This is a genomic window from Arthrobacter sp. Soil736 (genome assembly GCF_001428005.1).
Classification (GTDB): domain Bacteria; phylum Actinomycetota; class Actinomycetes; order Actinomycetales; family Micrococcaceae; genus Arthrobacter.
Map to the genome: position 1 here is coordinate 36,195 of NZ_LMSB01000005.1, position 15,516 is coordinate 51,710.

16 protein-coding genes and 2 tRNA genes are annotated in these 15,516 nt (G+C 63.9%); 3 read left to right on the top strand and 15 right to left on the bottom strand.

The features are described 5' to 3' along the window. Positions 1–2 precede the first annotated feature (2 nt). Together ASG92_RS04575 and ASG92_RS04580 are read right to left on the bottom strand one after the other, a co-directional pair. Entirely contained in the window at positions 3–1,544 is a 1,542-nt protein-coding gene (locus ASG92_RS04575; protein WP_240987006.1) for a PAS domain-containing sensor histidine kinase, read from the bottom strand. 600 nt (positions 1,545–2,144) lie between these two features. Continuing rightward, complete coding sequence (locus ASG92_RS04580; RefSeq protein WP_056625093.1) at positions 2,145–2,483, bottom strand: hypothetical protein; 339 nt, start codon at positions 2,481–2,483, stop codon at positions 2,145–2,147. A gap of 153 nt (positions 2,484–2,636) precedes the next feature. Here ASG92_RS04580 and ASG92_RS04585 point away from each other — a divergent pair, with 153 nt between their 5' ends. Then, positions 2,637–3,269 carry a DUF416 family protein gene (locus ASG92_RS04585; protein ID WP_162256299.1) on the top strand — a complete coding sequence of 211 codons (633 nt, stop codon included), beginning with the start codon at positions 2,637–2,639 and terminating at the stop codon, positions 3,267–3,269. A gap of 124 nt (positions 3,270–3,393) precedes the next feature. Continuing rightward, entirely contained in the window at positions 3,394–5,346 is a 1,953-nt protein-coding gene (locus ASG92_RS04590) for a hypothetical protein (protein ID WP_056625098.1), read from the top strand. On the opposite strand, the gene ASG92_RS04595 is transcribed toward ASG92_RS04590, so the two are convergent. The 3 genes from ASG92_RS04595 to ASG92_RS30240 all read right to left on the bottom strand — a co-directional run bounded on the left by ASG92_RS04595 (position 5,347) and on the right by ASG92_RS30240 (position 6,025). Beyond that, the gene (locus ASG92_RS04595; RefSeq protein ID WP_056625101.1) at positions 5,347–5,535 is read right to left on the bottom strand and encodes a hypothetical protein; all 189 of its coding nucleotides are present in this window, start codon (positions 5,533–5,535) and stop codon (positions 5,347–5,349) included. Positions 5,536–5,543: 8 nt separating this feature from the next. Continuing rightward, positions 5,544–5,738 carry a hypothetical protein gene (locus tag ASG92_RS04600; protein ID WP_056625105.1) on the bottom strand — a complete coding sequence of 65 codons (195 nt, stop codon included), beginning with the start codon at positions 5,736–5,738 and terminating at the stop codon, positions 5,544–5,546. Positions 5,739–5,896: 158 nt separating this feature from the next. Further along, positions 5,897–6,025 (bottom strand): hypothetical protein, encoded by a 129-nt coding sequence (locus ASG92_RS30240; RefSeq protein ID WP_277307949.1) that lies wholly within the window; start codon positions 6,023–6,025, stop codon positions 5,897–5,899. A 51-nt stretch (positions 6,026–6,076) separates the two neighbouring features. On the opposite strand from ASG92_RS30240, the gene ASG92_RS27100 reads away from it, so the two are divergent. Then, positions 6,077–6,379 carry an OsmC family protein gene (locus ASG92_RS27100; RefSeq protein WP_277308021.1) on the top strand — a complete coding sequence of 101 codons (303 nt, stop codon included), beginning with the start codon at positions 6,077–6,079 and terminating at the stop codon, positions 6,377–6,379. Positions 6,380–6,822: 443 nt separating this feature from the next. On the opposite strand, the gene ASG92_RS04615 is transcribed toward ASG92_RS27100, so the two are convergent. The 10 genes from ASG92_RS04615 to obgE all read right to left on the bottom strand — a co-directional run bounded on the left by ASG92_RS04615 (position 6,823) and on the right by obgE (position 15,409). Then, a tRNA-Ala gene (locus ASG92_RS04615) sits at positions 6,823–6,898 on the bottom strand. Positions 6,899–7,654: 756 nt separating this feature from the next. After that, the gene (locus ASG92_RS04620; RefSeq protein ID WP_056625346.1) at positions 7,655–7,981 is read right to left on the bottom strand and encodes a hypothetical protein; all 327 of its coding nucleotides are present in this window, start codon (positions 7,979–7,981) and stop codon (positions 7,655–7,657) included. Positions 7,982–8,305: 324 nt separating this feature from the next. Continuing rightward, positions 8,306–8,381: transfer RNA gene (locus ASG92_RS04625), tRNA-Ala, on the bottom strand. Between the two features lie 142 nt (positions 8,382–8,523). Then, positions 8,524–8,925, bottom strand: a complete 402-nt coding sequence (gene rsfS, locus ASG92_RS04630; RefSeq protein WP_056625113.1) for a ribosome silencing factor — start codon at positions 8,923–8,925, stop codon at positions 8,524–8,526. Between the two features lie 47 nt (positions 8,926–8,972). After that, on the bottom strand, positions 8,973–10,301 hold the full coding sequence (locus tag ASG92_RS04635) for a hypothetical protein (RefSeq protein ID WP_056625117.1): 1,329 nt from the start codon (positions 10,299–10,301) through the stop codon (positions 8,973–8,975). A 7-nt stretch (positions 10,302–10,308) separates the two neighbouring features. Beyond that, the gene (nadD, locus tag ASG92_RS04640) at positions 10,309–10,968 is read right to left on the bottom strand and encodes a nicotinate-nucleotide adenylyltransferase (RefSeq protein WP_277307952.1); all 660 of its coding nucleotides are present in this window, start codon (positions 10,966–10,968) and stop codon (positions 10,309–10,311) included. A gap of 13 nt (positions 10,969–10,981) precedes the next feature. Continuing rightward, positions 10,982–11,206 carry a hypothetical protein gene (locus ASG92_RS04645; RefSeq protein WP_056625123.1) on the bottom strand — a complete coding sequence of 75 codons (225 nt, stop codon included), beginning with the start codon at positions 11,204–11,206 and terminating at the stop codon, positions 10,982–10,984. Between the two features lie 78 nt (positions 11,207–11,284). Next, positions 11,285–12,631 carry a glutamate-5-semialdehyde dehydrogenase gene (locus ASG92_RS04650; RefSeq protein ID WP_056625125.1) on the bottom strand — a complete coding sequence of 449 codons (1,347 nt, stop codon included), beginning with the start codon at positions 12,629–12,631 and terminating at the stop codon, positions 11,285–11,287. Between the two features lie 26 nt (positions 12,632–12,657). Continuing rightward, positions 12,658–13,755: a glutamate 5-kinase gene (proB, locus tag ASG92_RS04655; protein WP_157372105.1), complete on the bottom strand. Its 1,098-nt coding sequence runs from the start codon at positions 13,753–13,755 to the stop codon at positions 12,658–12,660. A 64-nt stretch (positions 13,756–13,819) separates the two neighbouring features. Then, positions 13,820–15,409, bottom strand: coding sequence for a GTPase ObgE (gene obgE, locus ASG92_RS04660; RefSeq protein WP_056625131.1), 1,590 nt, complete (start codon positions 15,407–15,409; stop codon positions 13,820–13,822). Between the last annotated feature and the right edge of the window lie 107 nt (positions 15,410–15,516).

Below are 15,516 nucleotides of genomic sequence, written 5' to 3' on the forward strand. Positions count from 1 at the left end.
TTTCAGGCTGCCGGCAGAACAAATGTGACTGTCGTGCCCAGACCTGCCTCGCTGGTCAGGCTGATGGAACCGCCATGGCCTTCGATGATCGTCTTACTGATCGGCAGCCCTAGTCCCGCCCCGGGGATGGCAGTCTCACGGGATCGGGCTGCGCGAAAGAATTTAGTGAAGGCCTGCTCCTGTTCCATGCTGCTCATGCCCACCCCGGTGTCGCTGACCGTGCAGACCAGATCCGTGCCGGCCCGGTGGGCCCTTGCCGTGATTTGTCCGCCGTCCGGCGAGTATTTGATCGCGTTCGAGAGCAGGTTGCCGAGTACCTGCCGGATCCGGGCAGGATCGATCCGGGCAGTCAGCGGCTGTTCGGTTTCGAGCACCAGGTCGACACCGCGCGCGGCCGCCTGGGCGTGTGTGGAGGCGACGACATTGGACAATAGGCTGGCAAGGTCCGCTTCCTGCAGCGAGAGCTCAACCCGTTCCGCAGCGACGGCAATAAGATCATTCACGAGTCCCAGAAGATGGGTCGCGTTGCGGTGCACGATCCGCAGTTCCTCTTCAATCTCCTCGTGGCCGGGCTCGTCCAGAACCAGTTCCAGATAGCCGAGGATGGACGTCAGCGGGGTGCGCAGCTCGTGGGAGACGGTGGCTACGAAATTATCCTTGGCCGCCAGTGCACGGATCAGTGCCGTGACGTCCGCGAAGGTGATCACGGCTCCTTTGCAGACGCCGTCTTCGGACCGGATGGTGCTGGCGCTGACGGAATAGGCATGCTGTTCCTCGTCCTCACCGACCCAGTACAACTCGTCGGCAAAGGTCTCCCCTCGGGCGGCCCGTTCCACCGGGAACCGCTCCGGCAGGACGAGGGTCGTGCGGTCACCTTGAAACAGCTGGACGGAGCCGTCCGGACCGGTCAGGCGGGCCAAGGAGGGATCGCTCCGCATGGCGCTGTTAGTCAGGACGTCCCGTCCGTTCGGGTCAACTACCCAGACGCCAACTCCCACGGCAGACAGCACGGCATCCAGGAGCCGCTGCCGGCGGACGCTCTCCGCAAGCGCGTCCGCCAGATCCCGGTCTTTCCGCTCCAGGGCCTGACGCTGCCGGTAGAGGGCACGGGCTACGACGTGGGCCGTCACGGCGATGGCCGACATGACGAGCGGAAGAAAGATCGTTCGGATGATCGATCCCGTGGTGTGGTCTGAACCGAGGGCCGCGGCGGGCACCAGTGTGCTGAGGATGACTGCGAGAACTGCCAGGAGAACGCGCACGCGGTCGCGCCCCACGGAAAGCCAGAGCATGGGGAATACCAGCAGCAGGCTCAAGACACTGAAGCTGGGACCTCCGGCTTCCCTGGTAAACCCGATGGCCAGGCAGTCAGCAACTGGAATCACGGTGAAGGCGCCGGCCGGCAGTTTTCCCCAGGGAACGGCGAGGCAAAGGCCAAAGATGGCCAAGTGCGCCAGCAAAGCCATCCGAAAGCGGTCATCCGCCAAGGTGGAGGGGCTGAAGATGGCGGCGGCCGCTGCGACGAGTATGACGGTGACCGTCATCGGAAACTGGCTCATCACGACTCGGCCGCGAAGTCCCAGCGCGTCGAATAGCCCGTCCACAGTCTCAGAGGGGAAGTGATCCCCTTTGGCTCCGGCGCGCAGCCACGCACGGTGGCGCCATATCCCGGCAAAGCGTTGAATCCGGTTCAAAATTTCTCGTCCCCCCGGCCGCAGAAAAATAGACGCCCCCACTGTTTGAAGCTGCCGTGCCCAGCCTATCCCTCCGGGCCGGGCATCGCCTGTCGAGAACACGCAGACAGACGCTCCGACTGGATCCCCGCCGCGGGCTGCAGGACGCCAGGAATGGGCCGGCCCTTGCGTACCGGTGCCTCCATTTGCCGGACCGTGCTCTATCTTCCAGCGGGCGCGATTCTCCTGACTGGCCACGGTTTCGGCGTGTTCTCCCTGGTTTTCGGGATCTCGAGGCCAACTGGCCTCAGTTCTTGGGCTTCGGCTGTAGTATCGCCTCTCTCGGGATCCTCGTCGGCGGCTTGGTCTACTCCAGCCGCAAAGTCCGGCCTATGATCCGCCCGAAAGTCACTGCCGTCACGGGCACACGCATGCCCTCCTCCCCCGATGTGTGCGGCACCCAGGATTGACCTACTCCGCGAGGACGCCGCCCTCAACCAGCTTGAGGGTCGTAGCCGAATCGGGCGCAGTGCTGATGGCTTCCTGAACGTGCACGGAAAACATCGCGATCGAGGCCTTCTCCAGGGTCCAGCCCGGCCACATCGGCTGCCAGGCCGCGTCATCAATGGTGATGCTGGCCCGAATCTCGTCGACCGAGTCCAGAAAAATGAACGATCGCGACTCGTCATCGTCATAGCCCGGGCGGCTGTTGATGGACACGATGCCATTTTCGGTAACCGTAACGGTGCCGACGTCCACCAGTCCTGCCTCTAGGTCAGCAGCGAATGTCTCGGAAGACAGTGACGGCATGACCACTCCTATCGCTTGCCGGTCGGGTAAGGCAGTGATGATTTTGCGATGTTATTCCCCGCAAGGTATCGGAACGTCCCATCCTATCTGCGGTGCGTGCCAGAATTTTCTAGAAAGCAAGGGGGCCACCATTACAAGTCCAACAACAGCCTGGTGGTGATAAAGATGCAAACTCTGCGAATCTATGACGAGCCAGCCTTTAGAGCGAGGCTGGCTCAGCTGGACCACCGGGCAAAGATGGCCTTTTCGGCGGCCTGCGCTCAACGCTTGATGCCCTTGTTCATAAGATATGCGAAGAAGACTGGTACAGACGCCCAAGCCCAGCGGCTCCGGGAAATCCTATCGACTGCCTGGGACGCCGCGTCAGGGGTTCCCGGCGACGTGAACGGGCTCGACGCCGAGGCGGCCGCTTTTGGGCCCTCAGACGACGCTGAATGGGTCTTTGAAATGGGTTACGCACAGAACGCAGCGGCCGCCGTGGCCTACGCAATCAGGACTTGCCTAAGTGATGACCCTCAAGAGGCGGCGTGGGCTGCAAGGCAGCTGTACGAGGCCGCAGAGTACGCCATCTCCCAGCCTGACCTGGACCAAGTCGAACTACATGTCCAAAAGGTTGGCGACTCCCTGAAAAGGAATGAAGCAGCCCTGGCATCCGACCTAGTCCAGACAGCCTTGGCCTTCTTGGACAGAGACCTGGTGGTTGTGGAATCTGCGCCACCCTCGTGGGAGGGTCTTCGGCAGCAATCAGTTTCGGAAGGCCTTTCATGGGCGGCTACGCTCCGCTAGGAGCTGGCCGCGGAGGCGGCGGTATGGGTCTCCGCCTACGGGTCTTCGGACACAAGATCGCCGCGGCCGCTGGCTAAACGGATCAACCCCTTTGCAGGGCCGAATCCAAGACTGATCATTAGCTATGGCTATGGGGACAGGCGGCTACCGCTTCAGCGGCAATGGAAGGAAGAAGCCAGGGCACGCCGAGGTTGATCGGCCGCCGGACCATGTAGTGGTTTTCGTCCACGGCATGGGGAAAGCGTTGAAAGGCGGCACGCTTCAGGAGTGGTCCCAGCCGCTAATGCAGAGCCTGTACGATCTCTCCGTCGACCTCGCCGGCGACCATGAGGACCCGCCGCTCATCATTGATAAGGCTCACGCTGTCGGTGACGCGCCTGAGGTCTGGATCAGGGTACTCCGCGGATGTAAAGGAGACCGACGCCCGGACTACGTACGCATCCTCTTTACCGAGGCTTCCTGGGGTTCCGACTTCACGCCGGCTACTGCGACCTCCACGTATTGGTGGGCGTTTGCCACAGCCTGGCTCGTCTTCGACCGGTCCCTGGAGCTCGTCGGCTGGAATCTCTACCCTGGGGAGCGCAACCGGCGGAGCCTGAAGTGGATAGCGAAACGGGCTCTTCAGGTCGGCATATACGCGCTCGTTGCGGCGCTAGGCATGATCCTTTTGATCGGAGCGTTGGTCGTGCTCCTGGTGCTCGTCATCCTGGCCCAGGTGCCCGGCGCCCGCCGGTGGCTGGGCAAACTCGTGACGTTGTTCGCGGATTTCCTCGGCGACCCCCAGGTCTGGAAACGCAAGCCCCTGCAGGCCGCAGCCATGCGGCAGAGGGTCAGCGACACGCTGGTGCGATGGGACCACGCTTCCGGCGTCGACGTAACTGTCGTGGCGCACAGTCAGGGAGCCGCCATCACCGGCCAGTTGCTCTTCCAGAACAAAGACCGGGCCCGCGCCACGAACTTCGTGAGCGTCGGCAGTGGCCTCAGCCTGTTGGGTTACGCCGAATGGGGCGGTCGCAGCGAGGACCCTGTGGCTGACTGGCTGGCCAACGCACGCCCGACTCGTTGGATCAACGTGTGGGGAAAGTTTGATTTCGTTCCCGCCGGACCGATAGGCACGAAGGCGTTGGGCGACGATCCTGTGTTCAAGAAGATCTTTGACCGGAAGAGCGCCGGCAACGGCGGCCCCGGCCCTGAGGAACACCCTGTCTACAACCGGTCGGCCCTCATCAAAGACCACATCGTGTACTCCAAGAACCGCATCGAAGTGATTGACCCTATCGCAGCACTGATCCTGCTGCCGGCCAGACCAGAAGGCACTATCCAGTTCGGTCCTGATCCCGACGACAAACGCCTCCGGCCCCACCGGGTCATGGTCAAAAGCCTCGTCGTGACGAGACTCCTCGCTGCCATTTCGGGTGCCCTCTCGGCCCCCGCAATACTTTCCTGGCTATGGTCGCTGGGTTGGGCGAGAACGCTCGTACAGTGCGGCCCTCCTGACGCCGGCGAGGACCCCTGGTGGTCGTCGTGGCTGTGCTCAGGGCGCCGATACAGCTGGAGCCTCACACCGTCGGCGGACTGGTGGGTATTGGGTCTTACGTCACTTGTTCTTGCCGCTGTGCTGATCGGCATTCTGAACGGTCCCGTTTGGGGAGTTCTCCACGGGCTGGTGGAGCGCCGCCGCAGGCCTCCCCGCAGGCGTATCGACGCCCGGGTGGCCCGCCTTCGCGCGCTGCTGGAACGGCTACGCGGGCGCCAGGTCACCGAGAACACGGACCAGCGGGTCGGCGCCCCCTCCAGTCACCCATGGGTGAAGGTCATCGTGTACCTGATCACCGTGGCCATCCTGGCCGTGGTGGTTCCCGTCGTTCTCATCGGGCCAGACCTTATCTGGATCTTCATTTACGCCTTGTCCGCATCATTGTGGGCGGCTTGCTTTGCGGGTACCGGAATCACGCCGCTCGAAGCACGTTTCACGGACGACCGACCCGCGAAACGAGCTAGAGACTTCCGAGACCTGCTTGCTGTTCCACCGCACCGCGCCGACGGGACGCATGCCGGAAGCCGTCCGACAGCGTGATCAGTGGGCGCTAAACTCCCTGACGGTGGACTTTATGGCGTCCAAGGTTGCGACATCCTCCTGGACGGGTTCGCTCCGGGTGATCGTCAGAGTCTGCACCATGTGGCGAAGATCGGCCCGTGTGATGACGTAGCTGTGCACGTCTACGCTCAGGGTCCCGGTAAAACCGGGGTCCTCCAGATTGGTCAAGGCCGCCTTCAGCTCGCCATCTGTATTGACCAGGGCCTGGCCAGCGTCCAGCTGCCAGTCGTCACGCCCTGGAAGTAGACAAAGGTCCCTGCCTCGCTATTCCGGGTCGGGCCAGAGGTGAACCGTGTGTCGAATTCACCGGCCAGGAACTCCGGGTCCGCAGCATTCAGGATTCCGAGCAGTTGCTGATGGTTCGGGATCACGTTTGCTCCGATTACTTGAATTTGCAGGGGACGGTTTTGTAGCACGTTGCCCGGTCAGATTGGACACTCCCAAGTATGCCGATTTGTCCTGTGGGCGTCTTCAGAGTGATCCCGTAGAGGTCCCAAAAGTACTTGGCGCCGTCGTAAGGGAGCTTGTTTCAGGCCTCCCCGTAGCGAGACTCCACGTTGGGGCCCCAGAACCGGGTGAAGAATGATGAGCCGTAGACGTCTCCGTAGGTGTAGACAGTGTCGTCGAACCAGAAGGGGTTGTCACGCCGGATGCGCATTCGCCATGTGGCGCTTACGGCCGTGCCCGAACTGTATGACCGGGCTGGCTGCTGCGCTCCGCAGCCGCTTCTTGTTTGGCGTCACTCATTGCTATGCGCGCAGCCGAGACCGGGGTAATGCTGTCCCGTCTGGAGGTCGAAGTCGACAGCGAATCCGACGACCGAGGGCTGCTGGGAGTGGGTCCCGATGTTCCGGCGGGAGCTTTGGTGATGCGCACCATGGTCCGTCTCGCTTTGGCAAATGCTGACGACGCGGCTCTCGGTGATCTCGTTCGCTGGGCTGATGAGCACTCTCCTGTGAATGATGCCGTTCGTCGAGCGGTCCCCGTTGACCTTGCCATCGAGTTCGGCTAGCTGCTGGAGCCGCGCATTTGGTCAGCGAGGAGCCGCCGCACGAGCGACAGGCAGAGCCCCCAGCTGAACGGCTGCCCGGCCGCAACCAAGCCGTGGCGGCCGTCCGACCTGACGGAGTGCCTCAATGGCACGTTCAGCCACAACGAGGCCGCCGCAGAATGCACGCTCGAGCACATGCAGCCCGTAACCCGCACTGAGGCGCTGAGGTCGAAGCGAACGTTCATGGGAAGGCGTAGACGAGCACAATGGCGCAGCAGCCTCTCGGCGGCTGACAAGAGCGCCTCGTCCTAGACCCTCCAGATGTGGCTTTGAAAGTTCCCGTGTTATCCCTTGACTGCTGGTGTTTCTGTCGTCAAAACACGGGCAAAACACGGAGTTGTGTCGAGTTTCGGCAAAGAAAAACCGCTAGAACTGGGCTATAGCCCTTTGTTCTAGCGGTTTCTTGGTGGAGCTGAGGGGACTCGAACCCCTGACCCCCTGCATGCCATGCAGGTGCGCTACCAGCTGCGCCACAGCCCCAAACCGTTTCCGCCGGGAGTATTTGCGTTTCCCGGAAGCAACCTGACTAGCGTAATCCACAATTGGGCCGGAAGCGAATCGGCGGACTGTGGCGTACGCCACGTGTGACGCCGCCGCAGTGCCGGCATAAAAAATCGGAGGTGCTGAGATCACGCCGACCCTGTTTTGAGGGCTGCTCTTACCGGCCATATACGCGCTTTCGCCCGCTGTTTTCGCGCGCAAGTTAGGACGATAATAGGAAGTGATCACCGGGGCTGGGCCGGCGGCGGTGCCGCCTGTCTGAGACCCGGGTGGCTCCCCCAGCCGCCGCCGTCCCTTATCAGCGGACTGCCTCTCCGATAATGTGCGGCGCCCCCTGGGCGCATTGCCAGACCGTCCTTGCGGTGCTAAAACGGCCTTATGGGCAGGCTTACACCACATGTAGCCCGGCCCCGCAGGATGAACAGGAGATCACGAGAGTCGGCATAGATCGCCTTATGGACCGGAAGGGATGCCGGGACACGCTAAGGCTGCCTATTGGGCGGTGGGCTTGTACAGAACGCCAAGGCGCATTGTCGCGCAACTGCAGCAGTCAGCGCACGGATGTCCCTCCCGCAAAGGTCCCCGGTCGCAGATGCGGCCGGGGACCACCTACGCCAGCCCACCTCGCCCAGTTCACGGAAGTCCCTGGGTGGTAGGCCCTGCGCCTCGTGCCCTGATGAGAACCTGCCGCCTCAGGCGCCTACGCTCCTGGATCTGCGACGCCCGGGACGGGCCTCAAAGTGTGTCTGAACTGCGGTTGATGCTGACGACCCGGATAACGACTGCGGCCAGGACCAAGACGACACCAAGGGCGATGAGGCCCCACGTCGGAATCGACGCGGAATCGATATTCCGATAACACTCCGCCGCGGCCCTGGAGCCGCGCCGGAGGGAGTCGAAGATCTCAGCCGAGCGACTTTGTGGCAGCAGCGGGCTGCCACAAAGCGGTCCCGTCTTCTGCAAACCGACGATGATCCCGATGATCAGCACTGAGAATCCAGCGACGATCATCCAGATCCAGCCGCGCCGCGTCCTGAGGTCCAGCCGTTCGGCACCGTCCATGTCTCCCCCTTTGAAAACGCACCTGATGCAGGGAATCATATCGGCACCGGGGCGCTGCGCTAATTGGGGCAGGCAAGCCCTCGTCCACACCTCGAATATGCGGGTTCTGCCGAACGGCTGGCTGCTTCGACACCCAAGAACATATTGGCAGGGATCTGCACCGTCTCCCCCGGAGATCGAGTCAAAGTGGTCGTAAGCGGACCACAAAGGGTTAACTTCCCCTCCTGGGGTTCAGCTGACTGAGCGGGCACTTTCATGGCGTCGAGTTTCGGCAAAGAAAAAACCGCCAGAACCGGGTTGCATTCCCTAGTTCTGGCGGTTCCTTGGTGGAGCTGAGGGGACTCGAACCCCTGACCCCCTGCATGCCATGCAGGTGCGCTACCAGCTGCGCCACAGCCCCTTATTTTCGCCGCTTCGGCGCCTTTGGCTTTCACCTCCGGCCCCGTACTTCTTTCCGGATCTCTCCGAAGCAACTCAAATATCTTAGAACAGCGATTCCGAAAATTCCAAATCGGGCATATTCGGTGCCGTTCGCTGCTGGCCTACTCCTGCTCGGAGGTAGCGGTGGCCTTTGCCGACGCGTCGTCGCCAAGCTGCAGGTCCACCACTGGGCAGTCCTTCCAGAGCCGCTCGAGGGCGTAGAAGACGCGGTCTTCCTCGTGCTGGACGTGGATCACGACGTCGGAGTAGTCAAGCAGGACCCAGCGGCCGGCCGAACGGCCTTCCCGGCGGACGGGGCGCAGGTCTTCCTTGATGAGCTCCTCTTCGATGCCGTCGACGATCGCGTTGACCTGGCGTTCGCTCGGTGCGGACGCAATCAGGAAGACGTCTGCCAACGCAAGGCGTTCGCTGACATCAAGGGCGACGATGTCCTGGGCAATCTTGTCGGCCGCCGCCCTCGCTGCGTGTCGGGCTGTGGCGATGGATGAATCAGATGCAGTCACGGGACTCCTTGTAGTGGTGTAAAACCTGTGGTGGAACTTTGCTGAAGTCAGCGCGAGAGACCGCTGATAATCATGATGACGCCGGCGATGAGGGCGATGACCCCCAGGGCCAGCACGCCCACCTGGAGAAGCCTTAGCCGGTGGGCACGGCCGAGGCCGGCGGTGGAAGCGTCCAGGGGGTCCAGGCCGTACGCGGACTTCGCGGCCACGGGCGGGAGGGCGGTGACATCCTCGGTGGCCTCTGCGTCCCACGGTACGTTCCCGTGCGGAACTGCCTGGGTTCCGGCTGCGGCCCGCGCGGCGGCCTCGGCGCGGGCAATGACCCGCGACCTGCCGGTTGACGGAGCGGTGCCGGCTGAGCGGGCTGCTTTGGACGGTCGTTTGCCCCGTGCCGGCATACGCGGTCCGGGGCTGGTCACGAGCGGAACGTACGAGGTGGCCGGACGCTTCATGACCGGACGGTCAACGCCCGGCACCTGGACAAACTCCAGCGGCGTCACCATGGCGAGGTTGCTGGCGGTGGACGGGCCGTTGTGCGAAGGCTGTGCCGGCGTGTTCTGTTCGGCCAGTTTCTGTTTGGCCATGGCCCGCTTGTTGAGCACGGCGGCCCGTTCAGCGAGGGCAATCTGCTCCGCCAGAATCTCCGGGTCCACGGCCTCGGGGTCCGTGGCCGCGATGTGCTCCATCTTGGCGAGCTGGTTCTTGGCCTGCTCGGCAATGAGGGCGCGTGCCTCGAGCGCCTGTTCGACGGTCATGCCGTGGGGCAGTTCTCCGCCCGTCCCTCCAACCGTCGTCCCGGCCTCATCGGCGGGCGCGCGTCCACCGGCGGAAGTGGGGGCATCGTCAGGCTGCTGGACAGGATTGCCTGCCGACGCCGGGGCCTTCTTGGGTTCCGCGCCAGGTTGCGCGGGCGCAGCATTAGGACCGTCTGCTGCAGGCGGGACCACGGCCATGGCCGAGGTGACGGCCTGTTCCTTAAGCTGCATCAGCCGGAGCTGGCGGCGCGTGGGCGGCCCGCCTCCGGATAGCTGCTCTTCCTTTTCCGCCAGTTGTTTGATGGTTCGCAGCGCTGCACGGTCCCGGGCCCTGATCTGGGAGGAACGCTCGGCAGCGGAGCCGAACGGTACGGTATCCACGGGGCCGGGAGCAACCCGGCGGACACGCCCGGCGGCGTTGCCGGGGCTGGAGCTGCTGCCCGGGCGTGAGGCCTCGCCGGTGCGTGGAGCATCAGCCTTGCCGGTATTGGCCGGCTGTTTCGAGGCAGGGCCTACCTCGCCGGCAGCACTGGTGCCGGCGTCCTGGTTCTTGCCCAGGGCTTCATCTCTGGCCTTCCGTAGTTCACGGCGGCTGCGGACGGGTGGCTGTTCCTGACTCATCTAAAACTCATTCAGTGCTGGCTGGATCGTCTGTCTCGGTAAGCTCGGAGTTGCTGTTCTGGGCCGGCGGAGCGGCGTAGAGTCCATATTTCGCGATGTACTGGACCACCCCATCCGGCACGAGGTACCAGACGGGATTGTTGGCGGCCACGCGGGCGCGGCAGTCGGTTGATGAGATCGCCATGGCTGGCACCTCGAGGAGGCTGACGTCCTTCCGGCCCATGCCGTCCAGTTCGTGGCCCGGCCGGGTGACCCCAACGAAGTGTGCCAGGGACCAGAGCTCGTCGATGTCTTTCCACGACAGGATCTGCGCCAGAGCGTCCGCTCCGGTGATGAAGAACAGATCGGCATCGGGCCGCTGGGTGCGCAGGTCACGCAGCGTGTCTATGGTGTACGTGGGACCCGGGCGGTCGACGTCGACCCTGCTGACCGTGAACCGCGGATTCGACGCCGTGGCGATCACCGTCATGAGATAGCGGTGCTCCGGTTCGCTGACCTTCTTGCTCGACTTCTGCCATGGCTGGCCCGTGGGAACGAACACCACCTCGTCCAGTCCGAACTTCGCGGCCACCTCGCTGGCGGCAACGAGGTGACCGTGGTGAATGGGATCGAAGGTACCACCCATCACGCCCAGCCGCAGCCGGCGCTCCGAACCGTGGTGGCGCAATGCGGCGGGAATGTTAGTGGCCCTGGCCGTGATCGTGCTTGTTGGGGTGCTGGCGGTGCGGGTCCGAATGCTCGTCAACTGCCGAGTGGCGGTTGCCCATGTTCGTGTAGGACAGCGTGATGAACATGAGGACCAGCAGGATGGCAAAGATCGACACGCCAAAGACCCATGGCGCAGCCCAGAGCGGAGCCCTTTCTTCGTGTTCGGCAACGGACGCAGCTATCTGCTGGAGCAGCATGTTCTCCCCTAGGATTAAAAGGATGACGACGGCGGAAATTCCCGCCGTTCAGGACTTCTGTTCTATGTTACCGCGTTGTTAGACGCGGACCTGGCCCTCGCCCTGCACGATCCACTTGGTGGTGGTCAGTTCGGTCAGGCCCATCGGTCCGCGGGCGTGCAGCTTTTGCGTGGAGATGCCGACTTCGGCACCCAGACCCAATTCGCCGCCGTCGGTAAAGCGCGTGGACGCGTTCACGATGACCGCCGCAGAGTCGATTTCCGCTATGAAGCGCTCAGCGTTCGCGAGGTCGTTGGTCAGGATCGCCTCCGTGTGGCCCGAGGACCAGGTGCGGATGTGCTTCACGGCGTCGTCCAGGCTGTCCACCATGGCGACGGCAAGGTCCAGGTCCATGTACTCCGTGGCCCAGTCCTCGTCCGTAGCGGGCACGGACTCCACTGATGCGGGAAGGGCGGCACGGATCCGGTCATCGGCGTGCAGCCGGACGCCGGCCTTGGTGAGGGCGGCAGCCACCGCGGGAAGGACAGTGGAACCAGAATGGACCAGCAGCGTTTCCACCGTGTTGCAGACGCTGGGCCGCTGCGTCTTGGCGTTGAGGAGGATCTCCACGGCCATGTCTTCGCTGGCGGATTCGTCGATAAAGATGTGGACGTTGCCCTCACCCGTTTCGATAACGGGAACCGAAGAGTTGTTCACGACCGTCTGGATCAGCTCCCGGCCGCCGCGGGGAATCAGCACGTCCACGCGCCCGCGGGCGCGCATCAGGACGTTGGCCCCTTCGCGGCCGTACTGGTCAACCGTCTGCACGGCGTCGGCGGGCAGCCCCACAGACTCGAGGGCCTCACGAAGCACCGCGATCAGCGCCTCGTTGGTGGCAGCCGCGGCGGTGCCGCCGCGAAGGATGACCGCGTTGCCGCTCTTCAGCGCCAGACCCGCGATGTCCACGGTCACGTTCGGGCGGGCTTCATAAATGGCCGCCACAACTCCCAAGGGGACGTTGACCTGCCGCAGGCGAAGGCCGTTGGGCAGCGTCTGGCCGCGGACAACGTTGCCCACGGGATCGGGCAGGCCGGCCAGGTTCTCGAGCGCGCCGGCGAGGGCCTCGATCCGGGCGTCGTTCAGGGTCAGGCGGTCCAGAAGGGCCGCCGAGGTACCGTTCGCTCGGCCGGCCTCAACGTCTTTGGCGTTGGCGGCCAGGACCTGAGCCCTGCGGTCCAGCAGGGCTGCCCCAATGGCGCGGAGCCCCCGGTCCTTCAAGGCCCGGTTTGCGCGGCCCATGCTGCGGGCAGCCTGGCGGGACCGGTCAGCGATCGCGTAGACGGCCGCCTCCACCTCAGCCGGCGGCTGGGCGTTTTCCGGCATGGAAGGTACCTGCGTAGCGTCTTTGGATGTTTCAGCTGCTTGGTTCATCAGTGCCTCAGTCATCATTCAAGTCTAGGCGAGTCGGCCCGCTAGACCAGAACCAGGTCATCAACGTGAACAACTTCACGGTCGAAGCCCCGCCCCAGCGACTCCCCCAGCTCCACCGTGGAACGGCCCAGCATCTGCGGCAGTTCCGCCGACGAATAGTTCACGAGGCCGCGGGCAATAACGGTGCCTGCCGCGGAAACCATTTCGACGGCGTCGCCGGCTTCAAAGGTGCCCTCAACGGCCGTGATCCCCGCCGGGAGCAGCGAGGTGCGGTTGTCCCGCACAGCCCGCACGGCGCCGTCGTCAAGAATCAGCCGGCCCTCTACGTGCGCGAGGTGGGCGAGCCACATCATGCGCACGGACTTGCGTCCGCTGTTGACGGAGAACCAGGTTCCCACGTCTTCGCCGGCAAGGGCCGCGGCCGCATTGGCGGTGGACGTCACGAGCGCCGGGATGCCGGAATCTGCAGCCATCGTGGCCGCTTCCACCTTTGTCTGCATGCCGCCTGTTCCCACCCCGGCCTTGCCGGGGCTGCCGATGGACACACCTTCAAGGTCCTGCGGGCCGTCAACCTGCGGGATCCGTTTGGCGCCCTTCGAAGGCGGCCCGTCATAAAGGGAGTCGACGTCGGACAGCAGCACAAGCGCATCGGCGCGAACCAGGTGGGCGACGAGGGCCGAGAGCCGGTCGTTGTCGCCGAAGCGGATCTTGTGCGTCGCGACGGTGTCGTTCTCATTGACCACGGGCACAACGCCGAGGTTCAGCAGACGGTTCAGTGCGCGGAACGCGTTCTGGTGATGGCTTCGCCGCATCAGGTCATCTGCGGTCAAAAGCACCTGGCTCACGGTCACGCCGTGGGCACCGAAGGCCTGGGTGTAGCGGGCCATGAGCAGGCCCTGGCCCACACTGGCGGCTGCCTGCTGGGTGGCAAGGTCACGCGGACGCTTTGCCAGGCCCAGGGGCGCCAGTCCTGCCGAGATCGCACCGGAAGAAACCAGGATGATTTCAGTTCCTTCGTTGCACTTGGCGGCCAGCGCGTCCGAGAGTTCGGTCAGCGCTTCCTCTGAGATTCCGCCCTTAATGCTCGTAAGAGACGACGATCCTACCTTGACGACGATGCGGCGCGCCCTGGCGAGCATGCGGCGGTCGTCGGTTTTGGGTTCCTCGATGACAATTGCGGAATTATCGGTCACGTGTGCGGGTTCACTCCTCATTTTCGGTGTTCAGTCCACTCTCCTTGAGCGGCCGTGCGGCACGGCGCCCACTCACTGATTCAGTCCAGATGCCGGCTTTGCGCTCGGCTTCAAGCTCGGCCCGGGCCGCTGCCTTGGCGTCGCGGCGCTCTTGCTGTTCGTCGCGCTTCTGCCCGCGGGTGGGGCGGTCGCCGATGTCGGCAAAGCGGACGTCGGTACCACGCGGCGAGGCGAGCAGCTCGGCGCCTGCCATCATGGTGGGCTCCCAGTCGAACACCACGCCGTCGTCCTCACCGATCACCACGGTGTCGCCGGGCTTGGCGCCCTGTTTGAACAGCTCGTTTTCCACGCCAAGCTTGGCGAGGCGGTCGGCGAGGTAGCCAATGGCTTCTTCGTTGGTGAAGTCGGTCTGCTTGACCCAGCGCACAGGCTTCTCGCCCAGGACTCGGAACAGCGGCTCCAGGTTCTTTTCCTCGCGGCGGATCCTGAATCCGGCCGCGTTCACGGCACGCGGACGCAGCACCGGAGCGTGGACCTTGGGCGGTGTAGCGGCCACCGCGTCACGGGCGGCCTTGACGATCTCGGCCATGGCGAAACCAAGCTGGCGCAGGCCCTCATGGCTTGTGGCTGAGACTTCGAAAACGCGATATCCCCGGGATTCCAGCTCAGGCCGGACAAATTCAGCCATGTCCTTGCCGTCCGGGAGATCCACCTTGTTCAAGGCGACCAGACGTGGCCGGTGGTTGAGCGGAACAACTTCGCCGTCAGTCCCGGCGTAGCTCATGTCAACGGCGTATTTTTCGAGCTCAGCTTCAATAATTGCGAGGTCGGAGAGCGGATCGCGGTCAGATTCCAGCGTGCCGCAGTCCAAAACGTGCACCAAAGCCGCGCAACGCTCCACGTGGCGGAGGAAGTTGTGGCCCAGGCCCTTGCCTTCGCTGGCACCCTCGATGAGTCCGGGGACGTCGGCGATCGTGAACCGGACCTCGCCTGCCTGGACCACGCCGAGGTTGGGAATGAGGGTGGTGAAGGGGTAATCCGCAATCTTGGGACGGGCGGCGGACATTGCCGCGATGAGGCTCGACTTGCCTGCGGACGGGAACCCGACCAAGGCAATGTCGGCGATGGACTTGAGCTCCAGCACGATGTCGCTGGCGTCGCCCTCGATGCCCAGGAGGGCGAACCCGGGCGCGCGCCGCTTCTGCGAGGACAGCGAGGCGTTGCCCAGACCGCCCTGGCCGCCGCCCGCCGCAATAAACTCGGTGCCTTCGCCCACGAGGTCGGCAAGGACCTGGCCGTCCTTGGTCTTCACGACGGTGCCGTCGGGAACGGGAAGGATCAGCGTCTCACCGTTCTTGCCGCCTCGCCAGTCACCCATGCCGGGGCCGCCGTTGGTGGCATGCCGGTGGGGGGCGTGGTGGTAGTCCAGGAGCGTGGTGGTCTGCGAATCAACCCGCAGGATGACGTCGCCGCCGTCGCCGCCGTTACCGCCGTCGGGCCCGCCCAGCGGCTTGAACTTCTCACGGTGGACGGAGACACAGCCGTGGCCGCCGGTACCGCCGGATACGTGCAGTACTACCCGGTCTACAAAGCTCGCCACGGTGAATCTCCTCTGTGCTTAACCTGGCTGTCTTGGACACCCAAATTGATTGTAATGCGGTTAAAAGAACAGTGGAGCGGGCCATCATGGCCCGCTCCACCGGTTCA

Coding starts and splice junctions, on each gene's coding strand:
- ASG92_RS04575 (WP_240987006.1), bottom strand. CDS start 1,544: ATGACGGTCACCGTCATACTCGTCGCAGCGGCCGCCGCCATCTTCAGC.
- ASG92_RS04580 (WP_056625093.1), bottom strand. CDS start 2,483: ATGCCGTCACTGTCTTCCGAGACATTCGCTGCTGACCTAGAGGCAGGA.
- ASG92_RS04590 (WP_056625098.1), top strand. CDS start 3,394: ATGGCTATGGGGACAGGCGGCTACCGCTTCAGCGGCAATGGAAGGAAG.
- ASG92_RS30240 (WP_277307949.1), bottom strand. CDS start 6,025: ATGCGCATCCGGCGTGACAACCCCTTCTGGTTCGACGACACTGTCTAC.
- ASG92_RS04620 (WP_056625346.1), bottom strand. CDS start 7,981: ATGGACGGTGCCGAACGGCTGGACCTCAGGACGCGGCGCGGCTGGATC.
- ASG92_RS04635 (WP_056625117.1), bottom strand. CDS start 10,301: ATGAGTCAGGAACAGCCACCCGTCCGCAGCCGCCGTGAACTACGGAAG.
- ASG92_RS04645 (WP_056625123.1), bottom strand. CDS start 11,206: ATGCTGCTCCAGCAGATAGCTGCGTCCGTTGCCGAACACGAAGAAAGG.
- ASG92_RS04650 (WP_056625125.1), bottom strand. CDS start 12,631: ATGACTGAGGCACTGATGAACCAAGCAGCTGAAACATCCAAAGACGCT.
- proB (WP_157372105.1), bottom strand. CDS start 13,755: ATGCTCGCCAGGGCGCGCCGCATCGTCGTCAAGGTAGGATCGTCGTCT.